Raw genomic sequence first — 20,467 nt, 5'->3', positions numbered from 1 at the left:
AAATCAGTTGGCGCCGGCGGTTTCGATACCGGCCTGCATGTCCGTGATCGCCTGGTCGACGCTCTTCTCACCCTTGATGGCGGCAGAGACGTTGTCCTGCACGGCCTTCGAGACGGCCGGGTAGAACGGGGTGACGGGGCGCGGAACTGCGTTCTCGATGGATGCCTTCAATGCGGGAAGGTACGGCATCGCGGCGATCAGTGCGGGATCGTCGTACAGCGACGAGAGCACGGGCGGCAAAGCACCCTCGGCGATGATGCGCTGCGCCTTCTCGCCCTGCATGAAGCGCAGGAAGTCGGCAGCAGTGGCCTTGTTCTCGGAGTACGCGCTGATCGCGGCGTTGTATCCGCCGAGCGTCGAGGTGCCTACGCCGGTGACTCCGGGAAGGGGTGCGACCGCGTACTTTCCGACCACAGCCGAACCTTCTTCTGCGGCGGTGCCGTAGACGTACGGCCAGTTGCGCAGGAACAGTGTCTTTCCGTCCTGGAACGCCTGTTGGCTGTCGGACTCCTTGAACGTGGTGTCCTGGGCCGGGATGACGCCGGTCTCGAACGCGGTGACCAGAGTCTGCAGTCCGGCCTTGGCTTCCGGACTGTTGACGGTGGGGGTCTTGCCGTCTTCGCCGACGATCGATCCGCCGTGCGCGTTGATGATCTCCGACGCGTTGGCCGTCAGACCCTCGTAGGGGGCGAATTGCCCTGCATAGCAGTCGATATTGTTGTCGCGAGCGACCTGGCAGTCCTCGGTGAGCTCGGCCCAGGTGGTGGGTGCCTCGGGGAGCAGATCACTGCGGTAGTAGAGCAGTCCACCGTTGGTGTTCTTCGGCGCGGCGTACTGCTTGCCGTTGTAGGTCGCACTCGCGACGGTCGCGGGCAGAACGCCTGCGTTGTCGAGTGCGAATTCGCCCTCGAGCGGCACGAGCCAGCCCTTGGCCGCGAACTCGGCGGTCCAGACGACGTCGAGTGCCATGACGTCGTAGTCGCTCTGCTGCGCCTGGAGCTGCTGAACGAAGTCGTCGTGGGCCTGATCGGCGTCGGCGGACTGCTCCTTGAAGGTGACCTGCTGATCAGGGTTGGCGGCGTTCCACTCCGAGATGATCTGCTGGACGACACCGGTCTCGGTGGTGTCCTGGCCCTCTACATACGTGATAGGTCCACGGCCGTCGGCATTTTCGGATGCAGCACCCGAATCGCCGCTCGAACCGCTGTCGCTCGAACATCCGGTGAGCGTCAGCAGCGTGGCTGCTGTCGCAACCACTGCCACCTTCGTGATCAAAGACGCCATTGTTTTCTCCACTTACTTCTACGCGGTGGTATGCGCCCGGAGATGGGCACGCAGAATCGTGCTGTGATGCTCCCCCGACACATATGTCGATGGGTACTGTGGCACACAACTCACCGCGCAGGGGTCATTATCGAGTTCCTGAATCGGTCAACCCGGACGTGTCGGAGGTGCCCGGTACCCTTTCGCTCATGAGTTCGGACAAGATGCTGACGCGTATCGGCGGATTGCTGCGTCAGGCGGAGTCCACCGACAACCCCCACGAGGCCGAGGCCTTCATGGAGGCCGCGCAGCGTTTGGCCACGTCGGCGTCGGTGGATCTGGCGGTGGCGCGTTCGCACAGCGCATCCCGCGAACGGCAGGCGACGCCGACTCAGAAGGTCATCCCCATCGGTGAACCGGGCAAGCGTGGACTCAAGACCTACGTCCAACTGTTCGTCGCCATCGCCCACGCAAACGATGTGCAGTGCGACGTCGCCAGATCGTCGACGCAGGTGTTCGCCTACGGTTTCGACTCGGACATCGAGACCACCGAGGCCCTGTACTCGTCTCTACTGATCCAGATGGTCCGAGCGTCCGACGCGTACATCAAGTCCGGTGCGTACAAATCCGAGACGGCCATCCGCACCGTCACCGAGGTCAAGAATCGTCGCCGCTACACCCGACGCGAGGAAGTGCCCGTCGCCGCCGTGACGGCGCGTCTGAACTTTCAGACGGCATTCGCGTCGCGCATCGGTCAACGGCTCGCGGAGGTCAAGAAGGACACCGAGGCCAAGGCCATCGCGCAGGAGACCTCCGGTGCCGGAACCGCTCTGGTGTTGCGAGACAAAGAGATCGAGCTACGCGACTACTACCGCCAGACGTCCACTGCACGCGGGCACTGGCGAGGCCAGAGCGCGAACGCCGGGTACTCCGAGGGCGCACGCAAGGCCGGCGATCGAGCGGGACGAAACGCGAAGATCGGTGCCCACGCAGAAATCGGTGGAGCAAGCCGGCAGCTAGGCCGCTGACTGCTACGTGGCCGGTGATGCCGTGAACACCGGCCATCCGATCTCGGTACGCCAGAGCGTCGAATTCTCGGTATCCCGCGGCCCGACGACATAGACCTCGCGAACCGGCCCCGCGATTGCGAGGCCGTTGGTCTCCACGTGCACCCCGAGCGCACCGTACGTGACGTCGATGTCGTCGTGGGGTCCGTGATGAACCGTCACCGCGAGTTCGACGGGAGGCAGCGTCATCGGCCGAACTCTGCCGACGGATGGCGCATCGACGGTGGGAACGTAGACGGTCAGCTCACCCCGCCCGTCGGTGAAGAGATCGTTGTCGTACAACCCGCCCGGCGGCCCCGTGGTGTCCGATACGACCGCGTCGATCTCGGCCATCGCGTCCGAGTACCAGCCCAGCACGTCGGACGCGTCGACCACCTCGGAAATGGCTGCAACAGAACACTGTTCAGTGAGAATTCGTCGGACATCGATCGCGGGCGGAGTGGGATCGAGCAACCGGCGCAGCGCCGTCACGGCTGATCTGGTGTCGTCCAACTGACGCTCGAGTCGAGTGAGATGTTCGGCGATCAGTCGAGCGCGGGCATCGGGATCGGGTGTCTGCACGATTGCCCGCACCTCCCGCTCCGGCATCTGCATCTTCCGGAATCGACCGATGATCTGCGCGACCCCGACCTGATCGGTGGCGTAGTACCGGTAGCCCGAGTAGTCGTCGACCGTCGCAGGCTCGAGCAAACCCGACTCGTGATAACGACGCAGGGTCTTCACCGACAGATGGGTGATTCGAGAGAACTCGCCGATCGTGAGCAATCCGTCCATGTCGATATTCTCGCCCCTCCCCGTGGGGGAGAGTCGACTCTCCAGGGGGAGGGGTGACGCCGGATGTAGCCGAGGCCGCCGCAAACGCGCGCGCGTTCGCCAGGTGCGCGCGGAATAGCCCCGAATTCGAGGCGAATCCACTCGCGTATGACAAACGCGCGCGCGTTTGTCATACGCGAGTGGATTCGCCTCGAATTCGGGGCTATTCCGCGCGCACCTGGCGAACGCGCGCGCGTTTGCGGCGGCCTCGGCTACATCCGGCGTCACCCCTCCCCCTGGAGAGTCGACTCTCCCCCACGGGGAGGGGCGAGAATATCGACATGGACGGATTGCTCACGATCGGCGAGTTCTCTCGAATCACCCATCTGTCGGTGAAGACCCTGCGTCGTTATCACGAGTCGGGTTTGCTCGAGCCTGCGACGGTCGACGACTACTCGGGCTACCGGTACTACGCCACCGATCAGGTCGGGGTCGCGCAGATCATCGGTCGATTCCGGAAGATGCAGATGCCGGAGCGGGAGGTGCGGGCAATCGTGCAGACACCCGATCCCGATGCCCGCGCTCGACTGATCGCCGAACATCTCACTCGACTCGAGCGTCAGTTGGACGACACCAGATCAGCCGTGACGGCGCTGCGCCGGTTGCTCGATCCCACTCCGCCCGCGATCGATGTCCGACGAATTCTCACTGAACAGTGTTCTGTTGCAGCCATTTCCGAGGTGGTCGACGCGTCCGACGTGCTGGGCTGGTACTCGGACGCGATGGCCGAGATCGACGCGGTCGTATCGGACACCACGGGGCCGCCGGGCGGGTTGTACGACAACGATCTCTTCACCGACGGGCGGGGTGAGCTGACCGTCTACGTTCCCACCGTCGATGCGCCATCCGTCGGCAGAGTTCGGCCGATGACGCTGCCTCCCGTCGAACTCGCGGTGACGGTTCATCACGGACCCCACGACGACATCGACGTCACGTACGGTGCGCTCGGGGTGCACGTGGAGACCAACGGCCTCGCAATCGCGGGGCCGGTTCGCGAGGTCTATGTCGTCGGGCCGCGGGATACCGAGAATTCGACGCTCTGGCGTACCGAGATCGGATGGCCGGTGTTCACGGCATCACCGGCCACGTAGCAGTCAGCGGCCTAGCTGCCGGCTTGCTCCACCGATTTCTGCGTGGGCACCGATCTTCGCGTTTCGTCCCGCTCGATCGCCGGCCTTGCGTGCGCCCTCGGAGTACCCGGCGTTCGCGCTCTGGCCTCGCCAGTGCCCGCGTGCAGTGGACGTCTGGCGGTAGTAGTCGCGTAGCTCGATCTCTTTGTCTCGCAACACCAGAGCGGTTCCGGCACCGGAGGTCTCCTGCGCGATGGCCTTGGCCTCGGTGTCCTTCTTGACCTCCGCGAGCCGTTGACCGATGCGCGACGCGAATGCCGTCTGAAAGTTCAGACGCGCCGTCACGGCGGCGACGGGCACTTCCTCGCGTCGGGTGTAGCGGCGACGATTCTTGACCTCGGTGACGGTGCGGATGGCCGTCTCGGATTTGTACGCACCGGACTTGATGTACGCGTCGGACGCTCGGACCATCTGGATCAGTAGAGACGAGTACAGGGCCTCGGTGGTCTCGATGTCCGAGTCGAAACCGTAGGCGAACACCTGCGTCGACGATCTGGCGACGTCGCACTGCACATCGTTTGCGTGGGCGATGGCGACGAACAGTTGGACGTAGGTCTTGAGTCCACGCTTGCCCGGTTCACCGATGGGGATGACCTTCTGAGTCGGCGTCGCCTGCCGTTCGCGGGATGCGCTGTGCGAACGCGCCACCGCCAGATCCACCGACGCCGACGTGGCCAAACGCTGCGCGGCCTCCATGAAGGCCTCGGCCTCGTGGGGGTTGTCGGTGGACTCCGCCTGACGCAGCAATCCGCCGATACGCGTCAGCATCTTGTCCGAACTCATGAGCGAAAGGGTACCGGGCACCTCCGACACGTCCGGGTTGACCGATTCAGGAACTCGATAATGACCCCTGCGCGGTGAGTTGTGTGCCACAGTACCCATCGACATATGTGTCGGGGGAGCATCACAGCACGATTCTGCGTGCCCATCTCCGGGCGCATACCACCGCGTAGAAGTAAGTGGAGAAAACAATGGCGTCTTTGATCACGAAGGTGGCAGTGGTTGCGACAGCAGCCACGCTGCTGACGCTCACCGGATGTTCGAGCGACAGCGGTTCGAGCGGCGATTCGGGTGCTGCATCCGAAAATGCCGACGGCCGTGGACCTATCACGTATGTAGAGGGCCAGGACACCACCGAGACCGGTGTCGTCCAGCAGATCATCTCGGAGTGGAACGCCGCCAACCCTGATCAGCAGGTCACCTTCAAGGAGCAGTCCGCCGACGCCGATCAGGCCCACGACGACTTCGTTCAGCAGCTCCAGGCGCAGCAGAGCGACTACGACGTCATGGCACTCGACGTCGTCTGGACCGCCGAGTTCGCGGCCAAGGGCTGGCTCGTGCCGCTCGAGGGCGAATTCGCACTCGACAACGCAGGCGTTCTGCCCGCGACCGTCGCGAGTGCGACCTACAACGGCAAGCAGTACGCCGCGCCGAAGAACACCAACGGTGGACTGCTCTACTACCGCAGTGATCTGCTCCCCGAGGCACCCACCACCTGGGCCGAGCTCACCGAGGACTGCCAGGTCGCTCGCGACAACAATATCGACTGCTATGCAGGGCAATTCGCCCCCTACGAGGGTCTGACGGCCAACGCGTCGGAGATCATCAACGCGCACGGCGGATCGATCGTCGGCGAAGACGGCAAGACCCCCACCGTCAACAGTCCGGAAGCCAAGGCCGGACTGCAGACTCTGGTCACCGCGTTCGAGACCGGCGTCATCCCGGCCCAGGACACCACGTTCAAGGAGTCCGACAGCCAACAGGCGTTCCAGGACGGAAAGACACTGTTCCTGCGCAACTGGCCGTACGTCTACGGCACCGCCGCAGAAGAAGGTTCGGCTGTGGTCGGAAAGTACGCGGTCGCACCCCTTCCCGGAGTCACCGGCGTAGGCACCTCGACGCTCGGCGGATACAACGCCGCGATCAGCGCGTACTCCGAGAACAAGGCCACTGCTGCCGACTTCCTGCGCTTCATGCAGGGCGAGAAGGCGCAGCGCATCATCGCCGAGGGTGCTTTGCCGCCCGTGCTCTCGTCGCTGTACGACGATCCCGCACTGATCGCCGCGATGCCGTACCTTCCCGCATTGAAGGCATCCATCGAGAACGCAGTTCCGCGCCCCGTCACCCCGTTCTACCCGGCCGTCTCGAAGGCCGTGCAGGACAACGTCTCTGCCGCCATCAAGGGTGAGAAGAGCGTCGACCAGGCGATCACGGACATGCAGGCCGGTATCGAAACCGCCGGCGCCAACTGATTTCGGGAGAACCAATGGCTGTACCTGCTGGTGTGACCAGTGGGGCCGCCGCAACCACCGCGGCCGGGGGCTCGTCCCCCGGCCGCGGTCGGCATGTGCGGTCCAAGAACAAGCGGTTCGGCCTGACGCAGGGTCGGGCCTGGCTGTTGATCGCACCGACGATGGTGATCCTCGCGATCGTCATCGTCTACCCGGTGATCCGAGCCCTGGTGATGTCCTTCTCCAAGGATCCCGGTCTCGATCCCGCCACCGGCATGTTCGTCACCGGTGGATCTGCCGGCTTCGACAACTACACGCACTGGATCCTGCAGCAATGCACCTCGGCGTCGGGCACATCGGTGCCCTGCCCGCCGGGAACGCTGGGGTCGCAGTTCTGGGGCGCCGTCGGAAACACCGCGTTCTTCACGGTCGTCACGGTGTCCATCGAGGTGGTCATCGGCTTCGGAATGGCCGTCATCATGGGTAAGACCTTCGCCGGACGCGCCCTGTTGCGCGCGGCAATCCTGATCCCCTGGGCGATCCCGACGGCGGTCACGGCCAAGCTCTGGTATTTCATCTTCGCGTACGACGGCATCGCCAATCGCATTCTGGGAACGAACATTCTGTGGACCGGTGACGCGTGGCCCGCTCGTTTCGCCGTCATCATCGCCGACGTGTGGAAGACGACGCCGTTCATGGCGCTGTTGATTCTGGCCGGGTTGCAGATGATTCCCGCCGACGTCTACGAGGCGGCTCGCGTCGACGGTGCGTCGGCGTGGCAGCGGTTCACCAGGATCACACTGCCGTTGGTCAAGCCCGCGTTGATGGTGGCAATTCTGTTCCGCACCATGGACGCGCTGCGTATGTACGACTTGCCGGCCATCCTCACCGAGGGCAATCCCGCCACCCGGACCATCTCGATCCTGGTGGTGGATCAGATTCGGCAGGGATTCAACAGCGCTGCCTCGCTGTCGACGATCTCGTTCATCATGATCTTCGTCGTGGCGTTCATCCTGGTGAAGTTTCTCGGTGCCAATGCCGTTGCCACTCAGGACAATCAGCGCAAGGGGCCCGGCCGATGAAGCAAGCTCGCATCTATCTCGGCGTCGTCGTCATTCTCGTCTGGGGACTGGCACCGTTCTATTGGATGGTCGTCACCGCATTCCGCGACCCGCGCTACACCTTCGACACGACGCCGTGGCCGACGCACGTCACGTGGGAGAACTTCGAGAACGCGTTGTCGACGGCGAACGGCAACAACTTCCTGCGTGCGGTGGGCAACAGTCTGATCGTGGGCGGCGCGACCACTCTGATCGCGTTGGTCATCGGCATCTTCACCGCATACGCACTCTCGCGCATCGACTTTCGCTTCAAGTACGTGGTGACGGGCATCATCCTGGGTGCGTCGATGTTCCCCGTCGTCGCATTGGTGACCCCGCTGTTCCAGTTCTTCACCAACATCGGCTGGATCGGCAGCTACCAGGCGATGGTCATCCCGAACATCTCGTTCGTCCTACCGTTGACGATCTACACGCTGGCGGCGTTCTTCGCCGAATTGCCCTGGGAGCTCGAAGAAGCCGCGCGGATCGACGGTGCCGGACGATTCCAGGCATTCCGCCTGGTGATGCTCCCGCTCGCCGCGCCTGCCTTGTTCACCACCGCGATTCTCGCGTTCATCGCCGCAGTGAACGAGTACCTGCTGGCCAGTCAGCTCTCTAGTGACAAGACCGAACCGGTGACCGTGGCCATCGCGCGGTTCACCGGCAACGATCCGCTCGTGGTGCCGTATGCCGCGATCATGGCCGCGGGCACCATCGTTGCGATTCCACTGGTGATCATGGTGCTGCTGTTCCAGCGCCGCATCATCTCCGGACTGACGGCGGGCGGCGTCAAGTCGTGACGGCGCAGGACCACCTGCAGTTGTTGGCAGGCATTCTGGGGTTCTTCGCGCTGGTCGCTCTCGGCTTCGCCGTAGCCGGGATCATCGGAGGTGATCCCGGCGTGCTGCCGTCTGTGGCGCTGCTCGGCTTGCTGGTCGCACTGTGGTTCGTCGTCAAGAAGATTCGCTGAAACTCGTCGTCGCCACGGACACCAGTTCGGCGAGTGCCGGACTCATCGCGCTGCGCCACACCAGGGCCAGCAGGGCGGCGGTGTGCGAGTCGGTCAGCTCGACCGCGACGAGCCGGTCGCCGTAGAACTCGGCCATCGATCGGCTGAGGATCCCAACGCCCAGACCGCGAGCTGCGAGGTCGGCCACCGCGTCAGGTGCGCTGGCCTGCAACGCAATCGATGGTGACAGACCTACCCCGGCGCAGTCTTTGTCGAACACCGCACGAATGCCGGTGCCCAGCGGTAGTGCGATGATCGGGTGTTCGCACACTCGGCTCAGCGTTGCCTCTCGCCGCCCTGCCAGCGGATGCTCCGCCGGCACGGTTGCGACGATCCGCTCGTCGATCACCACCATCGATTCGAGTCCGGCGGGGGTCCGAGAAGCGAGACCGACCAACGCAAGATCGATCTCGCCGGATCGAACATCCGCGACGAGATCGTCCGAAGTACCCTCGCGCAAAGCAATGTCGACGCCGGGATGGGCCGCGTGGAAGCCCGCCAACGCGTCGAACAGTGGGGGAACGGTGCAGGCGGTGACCATACCGACGCTCAGTGTGCCGCGCAGTAGGCCCGTCACATCGTCGACGGATTGTTTGACGGATCCGGCCGCGGCGAGTGTCGCGCGGGCCTGCGGCAACGCCGCCTGGCCGGCTGTGGTCAAAGTGGCTGTGCCACCGGATCTGTCGATCAGCTCGGCACCGAGTTCGCGCTCGAGCGCCCTGATCTGCGCGCTGACCCCCGATTGGCTGATGTGAACGCGGGCGGCAGCGCGGGTGAAGTTCGCTTCCTCGGCCACCGCGACGAAATACTCTAGTTGCCTCAGTTCCATTGCTGTACTCCGAGATCGGGACCTTCGCCGGCGTCGAGGCGGGCTATCGCGCGCTTCGGTGCGGTGACGCGGTAGCTGCAGTCGATCAGTTCGGCGGCTTCGGCCCAGACATCGCTGTCGGCCTTGTCTGTGCGGTCACTGCTCAGGTCGAATCCCACCCAGCCTGCGGGTCCGAGGTAGGCGGGATGGAAGTAGCGCGGCTCGAGTTCGCAGGCTCGCTGCTCCTCGGCGCTCTCGCATTTGACGATGATCGACAGATCGAACTGATCGCCGCCTTTGACGCCTCCGCCGAAGTAGACGAACACCGAGGCAGTGCGGAAAGTCGGCCTACCGTGCGAAACCTTCTCGGTCACGTCGGGGTACGCAAACGCCAGAGCGCGAACGCGCTCGAGAATCGGATGCTTCGAGGTGGGATCGATGGCCACGCGAAAACGATAGCGCGTGATGTCTAGCTGCGGCTATGAGTAGAAGTTCTGGCGATGATCCGAACCAACTGTTGGACTTCTGACTCCGTCGGTTCGAGACTCGAATCCATGACACAGACACCCGCACAAATTGCCGCGACCTACTTCGAGGCCTGGAAATCGAAGGACTTCGACACTTTGGCGTCGATCCTGCACGAAGACGCCACGTTTCGGGGGCCACTGGGCACCGCCGACAGCGGCGAGGAATGCGTCGCCGGGTTGAAGGGAATGTCGCAGATCGTCACCGACATCGACATCGCGCACGTCTTCGTCGATGGCCCGAACGTGCTGACGTGGTTCGAGCTGCACACGTCCGTCGCACCCCCGGCCCCCACCGCGAACTGGCAACGAATCGAGAACGGCAAAATCACCGAAATCAGGGTGACCTTCGACCCTCGCGCCATCGTCGAGGCGGGATAGACGAACGCCCGCCGGTACTCAATGTGACATTTGGTGGCCTATTGGGGGGTCAATGTCACGTTGAGTGGACCGGCGGGCGTCAGTGCCGCGGAGAATTACGCGTCGATGATGAAGGCTTCGAGTTGTTCGCGAGCGACGTCGTCGGCCAGCTGCTTCGGCGGGCTTTTCATCAGGTAAGCGGAAGCCGGGATGACCGGTCCACCGATGCCGCGGTCCTTGGCGATTTTCGCGGCGCGGACTGCGTCGATGATGACGCCGGCGGAGTTGGGCGAGTCCCAGACCTCGAGCTTGTATTCGAGGCTCAGGGGAACGTCACCGAAGGCGCGGCCTTCGAGGCGCACGTAGGCCCACTTGCGGTCGTCGAGCCAGCCGACGTGGTCGGACGGTCCGATGTGGACGTCCTTGGCGTTGAATTCCTTCTGCAGGTTCGACGTGACGGCCTGGGTCTTGGAGATCTTCTTCGACTCGAGGCGGGTGCGCTCGAGCATGTTGAGGAAGTCCATGTTGCCGCCGACGTTGAGCTGCATGGTGCGGTCGAGCTGCACGCCGCGGTCTTCGAACAGCTTCGCCATGACGCGGTGGGTGATGGTGGCACCGACCTGGCTCTTGATGTCGTCGCCGACGATGGGGACGCCAGCGTCCTCGAACTTCTTGGCCCAGACGGGGTCGGAGGCGATGAAGACGGGGAGGGCGTTGACGAAGGCGACGCCTGCGTCGATGGCGGCCTGTGCGTAGAACTTGTCGGCTTCTTCGGATCCGACGGGGAGGTAGGACACGAGGACGTCGACCTTGGCGTCACGCAGTGCCTGTGCGACGTCGACTGCTTCGCCGTCGGCCTCGGTGATGGTCTCGCGGTAGTACTTTCCGAGGCCGTCGAGGGTCGGTCCGCGCAGGACGTGGACGTCCTTCGGGGGCACGTCGGCGATCTTGATGGTGTTGTTCTCGCTGGAGAAGATGGCCTCGGAGAGGTCGAAGCCGACCTTCTTGGCGTCGACGTCGAACGCGGCGACGAACTCGACGTCGCGGACGTGGTACTTGCCGAACATGACGTGCATCAGGCCGGGAACGGTGGCGTTCTCGTCTGCGTCCTTGTAGTACTCGACACCCTGGACCAGGGATGAGGCGCAGTTGCCCACACCCACAATGGCCACGCGGATTGCGTTGTTGTTCTCACCCATGGTCGGGTTCTCCTTCTGTCTTGACTGTCCTGTTTGGTGCTGTGTGGGACGGTGCTGGGTTGGGGGCGGCTTGCTCGGCTGCGATGACTTCGTTGAGCCAGCGCACCTCGCGTTCGCTCGATTCGAGACCGAGCTGGTGGAGTTGCCGGGTGTAGCGGTCGAGTGTTCCGTTCGCCTTGGCCACAGCGTCGCGGAGGCCTTCTCGGCGCTCCTCGACCTGGCGTCGTCTGCCTTCGAGAATGCGGACCCGAGCTTCTGCCGGGGTTCGACTGAAGAAGGCCAGATGTACGCCGAATCCGTCGTCGGTGTAGTTCTGCGGTCCGGTGTCGGCCACCAGTTCGGCAAATCGTTCCCTGCCGAGGGGGGTGAGCACGTACACCCGTTTTGCTCGTCTTTTCACGAGCAGTTCGGGACCGGCGTCCTCGGCGATGAGCCCGTCGGTTTGTAGTCGACGGAGCGCCGGGTACAGCGATCCGTACGAAAACGCACGAAATGCTCCGAGCAGGCCGGTCAGCCGCTTGCGAAGCTCGTAACCGTGCATGGGTGATTCGAGAAGCAGTCCGAGAATTGCGAGTTCGAGCATGCAACTCCCCCTTCTCGAATCCAACGATCACATCCTGGCGATGCGATGAGCCACACTATCGGAGAATGTATCGCGCCGATACATGAAGTGACAAACCAATGGCCGGTTACGTCGCGCGAATCGGCATTTACGGACGTGTTTTTCGGGGTTCTTCGCGGGTATCGACACAGGACGGCACCACATCGAAGGAGCGCATCATGCACGAAAACGATCAACCGCCCCCGCTGTCGAACGCCGAGTCCGAGCGGGGCTCCCACGTGGCGGACCTGTCGACTGTGCAACTGATCGAGCGACTGACGACTCAGGTCTCGACGCTCGTCCGGACCGAGATCGACGCCGGACTCGCCGAAGTCAAGAGCAAGGGAAGCCGCCTCGGGGTAGGCGTCGGAATCTCCGGCGCGGGTGCGTTGCTGCTGTTCCTCGGGCTCGCCACCTTGATCGCTACCGCAGTGCTCGGACTGGCGACAGTGTTGTCCGCATGGCTCGCGGCGCTGATCGTCGCGATCGCGGTGCTGGCGATCGGGGGCATTCTGGCCGCAGTCGGCGCGTCCCGGGCCAAGAAGGCCTTGCCGCCGATTCCCGCGGACACCGCAGCACGTATTGGCGACGACATCACCGCAGTGAAGGAGGGAATCCGATGACCGACACACCGGCGCACAGTGTTCCCGGCAACTCCGATCAGCCGCCCAGCATCGAGGAACAGCGTTCCGAACTGGCCGACACCGTCGCCGCTCTCGCGGCCAAAGCCGACATCCCCACTCGAGTGGGCAACGAGGCCTCTCGACAGGCGACACGTGCCTCCGATGCGGTGCGCAGTAGGCCCGGCACTGCCGCAGGGGCCGTGGGCTTCGTGGTGACCGCAGTGTTGGTGACGGTTCTTCTTCTTCGTCGCCGACGTACGAGAAAGGTGTTTCGATGAGTGCAGTATCGAAGGCGTTCTACAGACCGATGTCGTTGGCGACGAGTGTGCTCGGCGGGCTGGCGGCCGGCGCGGTGTTCAAGCAGGTGTGGAAGCACGTCGGCGACGACGACGCGGCGGCCCCCGACCCGAAGGATCTGAATCGGTCCGTCCGAGAGGTGCTGATCGTGGCAGCCGTCCACGGTGCGGTGTTCGGCGTCGTCAAGGCCGCAGTCGACAGGGCAGGGGCAACCGGTTACCGCGCCATCACGCACGAGAGCCCGAAGTAGCTGACACGCAACATGATTCGCGGCGTCTATCGGCTTACCGAGACGATGTTGCCCGCGAAGTCCGCTTCGACGCGGCCACCCTGATCGTCGTCGTCGTGTGCGGTGATCGAGATGCGCTGCTCGCCGCGGGAATCGGTGATCATGACGTACTCGACGGCGGCGTCCGGAACCCCGACGGCCTCGGGCGTTCCCGCGACGAGGCCGGCCAGAACTGCGGAATCAATTGTGGCCCAGTCGAAGAGAGCCTCTTGTGCGTCTGGCGCGTCGGTCTCGTGATACATCTCGAACCCCCCGGAGACGAACACACGCTCTCGTCGGCCCTCTGCCGTCGGGCGATAGACGTCGGCACGGTTGCCGTCCATCTGAATGAACACCTCGAGAACCTGCGAACTGCCGAAGCGTTCCACGTAGCGTTCTCGAAAATCGTCGAGTCCGGCTGCCGTGTCGAAAACGAAGGGGCGGGCGATGATCGGGGTGACGTCGACCGGCAGGTCCATCGGCACGGTGGGGGCGACGCTGCGCGTCGTCGTGGACGCGACGACGGCAGCAGTCGGAACCGGTTCTTCGCCGGTCCTGGTCGACAGAAACACCACCAGCCCTACAGTCAAGATGACGACCGAGCCGAGTGCCAGCAGTAGCCGGTTCTTCGGTTCGGATGTTCGCGGCGGTGGTTCCGGAAGGTCGACGTCGATTTGTAGGTCGGAGACCAGGCGTCGTAGGTCGCGCAGGGTGATGGCCACCCGCGCACGTTCGCTGCGTAGGCGGTGCTCGTCGAAGGTGAGCTGGCCGTCGGCGTATGCGGAATCCAGAACGGTGGCGGTCAGTGCGCGGTCAATTTCACGGGCGCGAAAATCGGGTCGTTGTGCCATCATGCGGCCTCCTTTCCGGACACATCAGCCGAACGAAAACGGCGTGACACGCAGGAAGTTGCCTGCGGGATCGAATAGGAGAGTTCCGCTTTCCTGGTCGGTGTTGTCGGCGGAGACGGAAATTTGCGGACCGTTGTCGCTGCCGTGGAAGCTCACGTTGTAGCTGTCGATGCGACTCATGTTCAAGCTCTCGCGGGCACCGGCGATGATTCCCGCTGCCTTCGTCAGATCGACCGTCGCCAGGTCGATCTGAGGTTCGTCGAAGTCGCGGGTGCTCGAGAAATTGTCGTCGTAGTCGTCGATCACGCCGTCGCGATAGGTGTAGCTGACCTGTTTCTGTGGCACCCCGGGTGCGGGTGCCGAAATGACGGCGTAGTCGTCGTACAGCCCGAGTCTGTCGACCACCGACGTGCCGATCTTCTGTTGCAGTGCATCGACGATATCTACGACGACTGCAGGATTCTTGTACCCGGCCGACCCGAGACCCGATTCGGGGTCATTGGTGTTCGAGCACGCGCGAATGCCGAAGGTGAGCGCCACGAGGGCGGCAACGGCAGGGACCGCGACGGCCATGAAGCCCAGGCGTGAGCCCTTTGCCGTCGTGATCGGATGCGCGAACTCGATCGGGTCGGCCATCGGCGGCAGGTCGGTGTCGTTCTGAAGGTCCTCGATGAGGGCGTGCAGATCGGCGATCGTGTCGGCTTCCTTCGCCAGATCGATCCTTGCGGCGTGCTCGAAATCGGACAGCTGGCCATCGGCGAGTGCTTCGTCCAACGTGGCGCAAGTGTCGGTGCGATCCACATCACGCGCTCGCGTACTGGGTGACAGTCGCGTCGGCACAGGTGGAGCATAGTTTCTCGGCCCAGGAATGGGGGTCGATCGTCGTCCAGGCGGGGATCGCAGGTCTCCATCGACACTGCCGCACGTACTCTGGTTCTCGTGCGACTTCAGCGACAGGTGGTGGACTACGCCCTTCAGCGTCGGTCGCTGCTGGCCGAGGTCTACTCCGGTAGGACGGGCGTGGCAGCGGTCTGCGATGCAGATCCCTATCTTCTACGTGCCGCCAAGTTCCACGGCCGCGGCAGCGACGTAGTGTGCCCGATCTGCCGGAAGGAGCAGCTCACGCTGGTGTCGTGGGTGTTCGGCGAGAAGCTCGGACCCCTGTCCGGCTCCGCGAGAACGGCCGACGAACTCGGCCGGCTGGCTGCCACCCAAGAGGAATTTTCGGTCCATGTGGTCGAGGTCTGCCGCTCGTGCAGCTGGAATCACCTCGTCCAGTCCTACGTCCTCGGGGCCGTGCCCGCACCCAAGCAACCCCGTCGCCCACGATCGGGATCCCGTCAACCGAACCGTCGAACTGCGAGTGAATGACACAATCGCTTCGCTGAACCCAGCCACCGAGAATTCGACGCGGCCGCCGAGATTACTGGAGATTCGTACGTGAGTTCCCCCTACGACAACAACCCGGGTAACAACGAACCTGGCCGTAGCGACTCCGGACGGCGCCCCGACGTGCCCGGACCACCGCGCGGCAGCCGCCATTCCGATCCGCCCGGACGTCGTCCGGTACCCCCACCGGGCCAACGGCCGGTGCCTCCTCCGGGTCAGCGTCCGCTACCGCCTCCGGGTCAGCGCCCCGGACCGCCTCCCGGGCAGCGTCCGATGCCACCGCAGGGTCGACCGCCGATGCCACCTCCGGGTCAGCGTCCGGTACCGCCTCCGGGCCAGCGCCCCGGGCCCCCTCCTGGGCAGCGTCCGATGCCACCGCAGGGTCGACCGCCGATGCCTCCCGCCGGCCAACGTCCGGGTCCGCCTCCGGGTCAGCGTCCGATGCCACCGCAGGGTCGACCGTCCGGTGACGGTCGCTACGCCGCGGCAGGTGTCACTCGATCGGGATCCGTCCCGCCGCCACACGAACCGAACGATCCATCAGCTAGCTCCTCGGGCAACGAACCGCCCGAGCCCCCCGAAAGAGGTTCCGCCGCGAAAACGAAGAAGAAGTCCAAGTGGCGGGTAGTTCGACGCACGTTGTATGCGTTGGTCGCCTTGGGCCTGATAGTGCCGATTCTGCTGTTCATGGTGGCGTACACGCTGGTGGACGTCCCGCGGCCCGGTGACCTCAGGACCAATCAGGTTGCGACGATCTTCGCCTCCGACGGGTCGAGCGTGCTCGGCAAGGTGGTGCCACCCGAGGGCAACCGAACCGATGTCACGATCGACCAGATTCCGGAGCACGTGCGTAACGCCGTGCTCTCGGCGGAGGATCGCGACTTCTATTCCAATCCCGGGTTCTCGGTGACCGGCTTCGGCCGTGCCCTGCGCGACAACGTTCTCGGACGTGACAGCGCGGGCGGCGGTTCCACGATCACCCAGCAGTACGTCAAGAATGCGGTGGTCGGCTCCGAGCGGACGTTGACGCGAAAGATGCGCGAGCTGGTCATCTCGTCGAAGATGGCTCGCCAATGGTCCAAGGACGACATTCTCGCGGCGTATCTGAACACCATCTATTTCGGTCGTGGCGCTTATGGCATCGCTGCCGCGTCGACGGCGTACTTCGGCAAATCCGTGGATCAGCTCTCGGTCGAGGAAGGCGCAGTACTGGCTGCGACCATCCAGCAGCCGTCCGGACTCGATCCGGAAGTCAACCCCACCGGTGCTCAGTCGCGGTGGAACTACGTGCTCGACGGCATGGTCTCGCAGGGCCAGCTCGATCCGACTCAGCGTGCGGCGATGCAGTATCCGCAGTGGGTCCCCATTTCTCAGGTCGATTCGGGTGATGCCGCCGACGCAGGTCCCAACGGTCTGATCAAGGCGCAGGTACTGCGTGAGTTGTCGGCTGTCGGGGTCAGTGATCAGGATCTGAACACCGAGGGTCTGCAGATCACGACGACGATCGATCCGAGGGCGCAGGCCGCCGCGGTCGAGGCCGTGGACAACAACCTGCAGGGTGAGCCGTCGGAGCTGCGCACGGCGTCGGTGTCGATCGATCCGCGCAGTGGCGCGGTCCGCTCGTACTACGGCGGCGCGGACGGGCGCGGTTTCGACTTCGCGCAGTCCGGGTTGCAGACCGGATCGTCGTTCAAGGTGTTCGGCCTCGCCGCTGCCTTGGACCAGGGCATTCCGCTGTCGAAGATGTACGACAGTTCCTCGCTCGACGTCAACGGCATCCAGATCAGCAACGTCGAGGGCGAATCCTGTGGCACGTGCACCATCGCCGAAGCCCTCAAGCGGTCGCTGAACACGAGCTTCTACCGCATGATGCTGGGCATGGACAACGGCCCGCAGGCGATCGCGGACATGGCACACAAGCTCGGTATCCCGCAGGAGATCGAGGGCGTCGGCCCCACGCTGACCGAGCCCGACAACGCGGGCCCGAACTACGGAATCGTGCTCGGCCAGTACCAGTCGCGGGTGATCGATATGGCCTCGGCCTACGCCACACTGGCAGCCTCCGGCGTCTACCACACCCCGCACTTCGTGCAGAAGGTCGTCACGGCCGACGGCACGGTGTTGCTCGATCGTGCACCCGAGGCCGGTCAGCAGGTCGTCTCGGCGGCGGTGGCCGACAACGTGACGTCGGCGATGCGTCCGATCGCCGGGTACTCCAACGGTCACAACCTCGCGGGTGGTCGTCAATCGGCGGCGAAGACCGGTACCGCGCAGCTCGGTGATACCGGACAGAACAAGGACGCCTGGATGGTCGGGTACACCCCGTCACTGTCGACGGCGGTGTGGGTCGGTACCGAGCAGGGCTTGCCGCTCGAGAACAGTTACGGCGGTCCGATCTACGGATCGGGCATACCGTCGGACATCTGGAAGGCGACTATGGACGGCACGCTCGAGGGCACCTCGAACGAGACGTTCCCGACGCCCGAGGCCATCGCCGGTCAGGCAGGTGTCCCGCAGTACTCGGCACCGGCTGCCCCGGTCACGACGGTGGCTCCGTCCGCGCCGCCGCCCGTGACTCTGCCGATCCCGACGGAGATTTCGCCGCCGGTGGTCATCACGCCGCGTCAGGTCGAGATTCTGCCGGGCGTCACCATTCCGCTGCCGGGTCTGGCCCCGGCTCAGCCCGCACAGCCACCGGCAGCACCCGAGCCGGCAGCCCCCGAACCGGCGACTCCCGGCCAGTAGCACCGAACGGTGACGACCGAACCCGAGCGCAAGGGCAGAGCCCTTGCCAGTCCTGGTCGCCTGGACACGGCGAGTGCAACGGACCGTGACGCACCCAGCCGTACCGATCCGATGACCGAGGAACTGTCCTCGGTCATCGGCGGGCCGGTGGGCGCGCACGCTCTGGTCGGTCGGCAACGGTGGTTCACTGCGCTGCGGGTCATCCTGTTGCTCGCTGTGGTCTTTCTCTGCTTCGGCTGGTTCGCCAAGGCAGCGTGCATTCAACAGGCACCGGTGGGTCCGAACGGTGAACTCGGACTCGACTGGAGCGGCAGTCGCCAGTACGTGGCGATGTGCTATTCGGACACCGTGCCGCTCTACGGTGCCGAGCGGCTCGACCAAGGCGCGTTTCCGTACAAGAAGTCCTGGGAAGAAACGAAGGCCGACGGGTCGAGTCAGATCCGGTACATGGAATATCCGGTCATTGCCGGCCTGTACCAGTACGGCTCGATGGTCGTCGGAAAGGCATGGAACTCACTGAGTTTCCTGCCGCAAGCCCTGCCTGTGGTCGTCTACTTCAACGTCGTCGCTCTGGGATTGGCCGTCGCGTGGCTGGTCACCGTGTGGGCGACGGCGATCTCGGCGGGGCGACGCATCTGGGACGCTGCCCTGGTGGCTGCCTCACCGCTGGTGATCGTGCATGGATTCACCAACTTCGACGCTCTCGCAACGGCATTCGCGCTCACCGGTCTGCTGGCCTGGGCCAAGAAGCGGCCCGTACTGGCCGGCATACTGCTGGGTCTCGGCGGTGCCACCAAGCTCTATCCTCTGTTGTTCCTCGGGCCGCTGCTGGTGTTGTGCTGGCGGGCCGGCCGCATGCGCGAGTGGGGGCTGACCGCAGCGGCTGCCCTCGGGGCCTGGCTTGCGGTCAATCTTCCACTGGCCCTGCTGTATCCGACGGGGTGGTACGAGTTCTTCCGGCTCAACTCCGAGCGCGGAGCCGACCCCGATTCGCTGTACAACGTCGTCACTTCCTTCACCGGATGGACGGGCTTCGACGGCCCCCTCTATCCGGGGGACAAGCCGATGGTTCTCAACGCAGTCACGCTGCTGCTCTTCGCCGTCGTGTGTGCGCTGATCGCCTACATCGGTACGACGGCTCCGACCCGGCCGAGGCTGGCCCAGTTGGTGTTTCTGGTGGTGGCCGGGTTCCTGCTGACCAACAAGGTGTGGAGTCCCCAGTACTCGCTGTGGCTGGTCCCTCTCGCGGTGCTGGCTCTACCGCATCGTCGAATCCTGTTGGCGTGGATGGCAATCGACGCGTTCGTCTGGTTCCCCCGGATGTACTACTACCTGGGCGTGGACAACAAGGGGCTGCCCGAACAGTGGTTCACCGCCACCGTGGTCGTGCGCGATATCGCAGTGATCGGCCTGTGCGCGTTGATCGTTCGGCAGATCTACCGGCCGTCGGAGGATCTCATTCGAAACGGCAGCGCCGTCGACCCGCTCGGTGGCGTGCTCGACGGCGCTGCAGATCGAACCGGTCGGCGTGCGGTCACATATAGCGGCCGAGCTGCTTGACGGCTTCACCGGCGTGCTTGGCCTGGATGCCGTCGCCGATGGCCTGTAGCTTCCATTCACTGCCCTGGCGGTAGACCTTCGCCATCACCAATCCGGTGAACGGCATGCCGCCCTGCAGGGTGAAGCGGGCGAGTTCGGTGTTGGTGGTGTTGTCGACCAGCCGGCAGAACGCATTGGCGACCTGCTCGAACGTCTGGCCGCGGTACGAGGTGACCGTGAAGACGATGCCGGTGACGTGCTGGGGTACTCGCGTCAGATCGACGACGATGACCTCGTCGTCGCCCTCGCCCTCACCGGTCAGGTTGTCTCCCTTGTGCGTGATCGACCCGTCCTTGGCGTTGAGCTGGCCGTAGTACACGACATCGTTGACGTTGCGATCTGCCAGCATGATCGCCGACGCGTCCAAGTCGATGTTCGCCGCACGGCCCCCGCCGCCGAACAGTCCACCCTTCTTCGGGGTCGTCACCGGGTCCCAGCCGAGGCCCATGCGAATGACCGTCAGGGCAACTCCGCCGTCCTTGCGGAGAGTGACCTTCTGGCCCTTGGACAGACTGACGGGCTTGGACTTGGTGAGACTGACTTCCGGAGCCTCGGAGCGAACCGGGGCGGGAGGGGCTGCGGGTGGAGCG

The 20,467-nt window shown here is 64.4% G+C and carries 23 protein-coding genes; 13 read left to right on the top strand and 10 right to left on the bottom strand.

The genetic code is table 11. The annotated features are described in order from the left end of the window. Positions 1–3 precede the first annotated feature (3 nt). Complete coding sequence (locus CH281_RS24975) at positions 4–1,284, bottom strand: ABC transporter substrate-binding protein (RefSeq protein ID WP_032370043.1); 1,281 nt, start codon at positions 1,282–1,284, stop codon at positions 4–6. 188 nt (positions 1,285–1,472) lie between these two features. Between CH281_RS24975 and CH281_RS24970 the strand changes: the two genes are divergently transcribed. Beyond that, positions 1,473–2,291: a DUF2786 domain-containing protein gene (locus CH281_RS24970; RefSeq protein WP_032367974.1), complete on the top strand. Its 819-nt coding sequence runs from the start codon at positions 1,473–1,475 to the stop codon at positions 2,289–2,291. A gap of 3 nt (positions 2,292–2,294) precedes the next feature. On the opposite strand, the gene CH281_RS24965 is transcribed toward CH281_RS24970, so the two are convergent. Then, complete coding sequence (locus CH281_RS24965; protein ID WP_094695820.1) at positions 2,295–3,104, bottom strand: MerR family transcriptional regulator; 810 nt, start codon at positions 3,102–3,104, stop codon at positions 2,295–2,297. Between the two features lie 320 nt (positions 3,105–3,424). Between CH281_RS24965 and CH281_RS24960 the strand changes: the two genes are divergently transcribed. Continuing rightward, the gene (locus CH281_RS24960; protein ID WP_094695820.1) at positions 3,425–4,234 is read left to right on the top strand and encodes a MerR family transcriptional regulator; all 810 of its coding nucleotides are present in this window, start codon (positions 3,425–3,427) and stop codon (positions 4,232–4,234) included. A gap of 3 nt (positions 4,235–4,237) precedes the next feature. Here the strand turns inward: CH281_RS24960 and CH281_RS24955 are convergent, their stop codons facing one another. Beyond that, the gene (locus tag CH281_RS24955) at positions 4,238–5,056 is read right to left on the bottom strand and encodes a DUF2786 domain-containing protein (protein ID WP_032367974.1); all 819 of its coding nucleotides are present in this window, start codon (positions 5,054–5,056) and stop codon (positions 4,238–4,240) included. Between the two features lie 188 nt (positions 5,057–5,244). On the opposite strand from CH281_RS24955, the gene CH281_RS24950 reads away from it, so the two are divergent. From CH281_RS24950 to CH281_RS27065, 4 genes are read left to right on the top strand one after another with little or no spacing between them, the layout of a single operon-like run. Further along, the gene (locus CH281_RS24950) at positions 5,245–6,525 is read left to right on the top strand and encodes an ABC transporter substrate-binding protein (RefSeq protein WP_032370043.1); all 1,281 of its coding nucleotides are present in this window, start codon (positions 5,245–5,247) and stop codon (positions 6,523–6,525) included. A 14-nt stretch (positions 6,526–6,539) separates the two neighbouring features. Beyond that, positions 6,540–7,586 (top strand): carbohydrate ABC transporter permease, encoded by a 1,047-nt coding sequence (locus tag CH281_RS24945; protein ID WP_179274289.1) that lies wholly within the window; start codon positions 6,540–6,542, stop codon positions 7,584–7,586. Beyond that, the gene (locus CH281_RS24940; protein WP_032367661.1) at positions 7,583–8,404 is read left to right on the top strand and encodes a carbohydrate ABC transporter permease; all 822 of its coding nucleotides are present in this window, start codon (positions 7,583–7,585) and stop codon (positions 8,402–8,404) included. The genes CH281_RS24945 and CH281_RS24940 overlap by 4 nt, the downstream gene beginning before the upstream one ends. Next, on the top strand, positions 8,401–8,574 hold the full coding sequence (locus CH281_RS27065; RefSeq protein ID WP_169879403.1) for a hypothetical protein: 174 nt from the start codon (positions 8,401–8,403) through the stop codon (positions 8,572–8,574). The genes CH281_RS24940 and CH281_RS27065 overlap by 4 nt, the downstream gene beginning before the upstream one ends. Here CH281_RS27065 and CH281_RS24935 read toward each other — a convergent pair. Together CH281_RS24935 and CH281_RS24930 are read right to left on the bottom strand one after the other, a co-directional pair. Beyond that, positions 8,558–9,442: a LysR family transcriptional regulator gene (locus CH281_RS24935; RefSeq protein WP_094695819.1), complete on the bottom strand. Its 885-nt coding sequence runs from the start codon at positions 9,440–9,442 to the stop codon at positions 8,558–8,560. The two genes, CH281_RS27065 and CH281_RS24935, sit on opposite strands and share 17 nt — an antisense overlap. Further along, the gene (locus tag CH281_RS24930) at positions 9,433–9,867 is read right to left on the bottom strand and encodes an MmcQ/YjbR family DNA-binding protein (RefSeq protein ID WP_094695818.1); all 435 of its coding nucleotides are present in this window, start codon (positions 9,865–9,867) and stop codon (positions 9,433–9,435) included. Before CH281_RS24930 ends, CH281_RS24935 begins: the two co-directional genes overlap by 10 nt. 108 nt (positions 9,868–9,975) lie before the next feature. Here CH281_RS24930 and CH281_RS24925 point away from each other — a divergent pair, with 108 nt between their 5' ends. Then, positions 9,976–10,326 carry a nuclear transport factor 2 family protein gene (locus CH281_RS24925; RefSeq protein ID WP_094695817.1) on the top strand — a complete coding sequence of 117 codons (351 nt, stop codon included), beginning with the start codon at positions 9,976–9,978 and terminating at the stop codon, positions 10,324–10,326. 95 nt (positions 10,327–10,421) lie between these two features. Here CH281_RS24925 and CH281_RS24920 read toward each other — a convergent pair whose 3' ends face one another. Next, positions 10,422–11,504, bottom strand: a complete 1,083-nt coding sequence (locus CH281_RS24920; RefSeq protein ID WP_027495057.1) for an inositol-3-phosphate synthase — start codon at positions 11,502–11,504, stop codon at positions 10,422–10,424. After that, positions 11,497–12,087 carry a PadR family transcriptional regulator gene (locus CH281_RS24915; protein WP_027495058.1) on the bottom strand — a complete coding sequence of 197 codons (591 nt, stop codon included), beginning with the start codon at positions 12,085–12,087 and terminating at the stop codon, positions 11,497–11,499. The genes CH281_RS24920 and CH281_RS24915 overlap by 8 nt, the downstream gene beginning before the upstream one ends. Before the next feature lie 197 nt (positions 12,088–12,284). Here CH281_RS24915 and CH281_RS24910 point away from each other — a divergent pair, with 197 nt between their 5' ends. From CH281_RS24910 to CH281_RS24900, 3 genes are read left to right on the top strand one after another with little or no spacing between them, the layout of a single operon-like run. Then, on the top strand, positions 12,285–12,728 hold the full coding sequence (locus CH281_RS24910) for a phage holin family protein (RefSeq protein WP_230074919.1): 444 nt from the start codon (positions 12,285–12,287) through the stop codon (positions 12,726–12,728). After that, entirely contained in the window at positions 12,725–13,006 is a 282-nt protein-coding gene (locus tag CH281_RS24905) for a DUF3618 domain-containing protein (RefSeq protein ID WP_094695816.1), read from the top strand. The genes CH281_RS24910 and CH281_RS24905 overlap by 4 nt, the downstream gene beginning before the upstream one ends. Further along, positions 13,003–13,275, top strand: coding sequence for a DUF4235 domain-containing protein (locus CH281_RS24900; protein ID WP_094695815.1), 273 nt, complete (start codon positions 13,003–13,005; stop codon positions 13,273–13,275). The genes CH281_RS24905 and CH281_RS24900 overlap by 4 nt, the downstream gene beginning before the upstream one ends. Positions 13,276–13,301: 26 nt before the next feature. Here CH281_RS24900 and CH281_RS24895 read toward each other — a convergent pair whose 3' ends face one another. Beyond that, complete coding sequence (locus tag CH281_RS24895; protein ID WP_094695814.1) at positions 13,302–14,147, bottom strand: DUF1707 domain-containing protein; 846 nt, start codon at positions 14,145–14,147, stop codon at positions 13,302–13,304. Between the two features lie 21 nt (positions 14,148–14,168). Further along, on the bottom strand, positions 14,169–14,984 hold the full coding sequence (locus tag CH281_RS24890) for a DUF1707 SHOCT-like domain-containing protein (protein WP_230592056.1): 816 nt from the start codon (positions 14,982–14,984) through the stop codon (positions 14,169–14,171). Between the two features lie 99 nt (positions 14,985–15,083). Here CH281_RS24890 and CH281_RS24885 point away from each other — a divergent pair, with 99 nt between their 5' ends. The 3 genes from CH281_RS24885 (at position 15,084) to CH281_RS24870 (ending at position 19,838) form a co-directional block, all read left to right on the top strand. Beyond that, positions 15,084–15,515, top strand: a complete 432-nt coding sequence (locus tag CH281_RS24885) for a DUF5318 domain-containing protein (RefSeq protein WP_027495064.1) — start codon at positions 15,084–15,086, stop codon at positions 15,513–15,515. A gap of 387 nt (positions 15,516–15,902) precedes the next feature. Beyond that, positions 15,903–18,278 (top strand): transglycosylase domain-containing protein, encoded by a 2,376-nt coding sequence (locus tag CH281_RS24875; protein ID WP_371828549.1) that lies wholly within the window; start codon positions 15,903–15,905, stop codon positions 18,276–18,278. A 111-nt stretch (positions 18,279–18,389) separates the two neighbouring features. After that, positions 18,390–19,838 (top strand): glycosyltransferase family 87 protein, encoded by a 1,449-nt coding sequence (locus tag CH281_RS24870; protein WP_052053643.1) that lies wholly within the window; start codon positions 18,390–18,392, stop codon positions 19,836–19,838. Here the strand turns inward: CH281_RS24870 and CH281_RS24865 are convergent. Then, positions 19,813–20,467 (bottom strand): TerD family protein (locus CH281_RS24865; RefSeq protein ID WP_143544877.1); only part of this gene is annotated, 655 nt, incomplete at its 5' end. The genes CH281_RS24870 and CH281_RS24865 overlap by 26 nt on opposite strands.

This window comes from Rhodococcus sp. 06-221-2, from assembly GCF_002258365.1.
GTDB lineage: Bacteria > Actinomycetota > Actinomycetes > Mycobacteriales > Mycobacteriaceae > Rhodococcoides > Rhodococcoides fascians.
This window is presented reverse-complemented; position numbering and strand designations above follow the sequence as displayed.

Bases quoted from the DNA above. Each gene is read 5' to 3' on its own strand.
- CH281_RS24975 (WP_032370043.1), bottom strand. From the start codon at position 1,284: ATGGCGTCTTTGATCACGAAGGTGGCAGTGGTTGCGACAGCAGCCACG.
- CH281_RS24970 (WP_032367974.1), top strand. From the start codon at position 1,473: ATGAGTTCGGACAAGATGCTGACGCGTATCGGCGGATTGCTGCGTCAG.
- CH281_RS24965 (WP_094695820.1), bottom strand. From the start codon at position 3,104: ATGGACGGATTGCTCACGATCGGCGAGTTCTCTCGAATCACCCATCTG.
- CH281_RS24960 (WP_094695820.1), top strand. From the start codon at position 3,425: ATGGACGGATTGCTCACGATCGGCGAGTTCTCTCGAATCACCCATCTG.
- CH281_RS24955 (WP_032367974.1), bottom strand. From the start codon at position 5,056: ATGAGTTCGGACAAGATGCTGACGCGTATCGGCGGATTGCTGCGTCAG.
- CH281_RS24950 (WP_032370043.1), top strand. From the start codon at position 5,245: ATGGCGTCTTTGATCACGAAGGTGGCAGTGGTTGCGACAGCAGCCACG.
- CH281_RS24945 (WP_179274289.1), top strand. From the start codon at position 6,540: ATGGCTGTACCTGCTGGTGTGACCAGTGGGGCCGCCGCAACCACCGCG.
- CH281_RS24940 (WP_032367661.1), top strand. From the start codon at position 7,583: ATGAAGCAAGCTCGCATCTATCTCGGCGTCGTCGTCATTCTCGTCTGG.
- CH281_RS24935 (WP_094695819.1), bottom strand. From the start codon at position 9,442: ATGGAACTGAGGCAACTAGAGTATTTCGTCGCGGTGGCCGAGGAAGCG.
- CH281_RS24925 (WP_094695817.1), top strand. From the start codon at position 9,976: ATGACACAGACACCCGCACAAATTGCCGCGACCTACTTCGAGGCCTGG.
- CH281_RS24920 (WP_027495057.1), bottom strand. From the start codon at position 11,504: ATGGGTGAGAACAACAACGCAATCCGCGTGGCCATTGTGGGTGTGGGC.
- CH281_RS24915 (WP_027495058.1), bottom strand. From the start codon at position 12,087: ATGCTCGAACTCGCAATTCTCGGACTGCTTCTCGAATCACCCATGCAC.
- CH281_RS24910 (WP_230074919.1), top strand. From the start codon at position 12,285: ATGCACGAAAACGATCAACCGCCCCCGCTGTCGAACGCCGAGTCCGAG.
- CH281_RS24905 (WP_094695816.1), top strand. From the start codon at position 12,725: ATGACCGACACACCGGCGCACAGTGTTCCCGGCAACTCCGATCAGCCG.
- CH281_RS24900 (WP_094695815.1), top strand. From the start codon at position 13,003: ATGAGTGCAGTATCGAAGGCGTTCTACAGACCGATGTCGTTGGCGACG.
- CH281_RS24895 (WP_094695814.1), bottom strand. From the start codon at position 14,147: ATGATGGCACAACGACCCGATTTTCGCGCCCGTGAAATTGACCGCGCA.
- CH281_RS24875 (WP_371828549.1), top strand. From the start codon at position 15,903: ATGCCACCGCAGGGTCGACCGCCGATGCCTCCCGCCGGCCAACGTCCG.
- CH281_RS24870 (WP_052053643.1), top strand. From the start codon at position 18,390: ATGACCGAGGAACTGTCCTCGGTCATCGGCGGGCCGGTGGGCGCGCAC.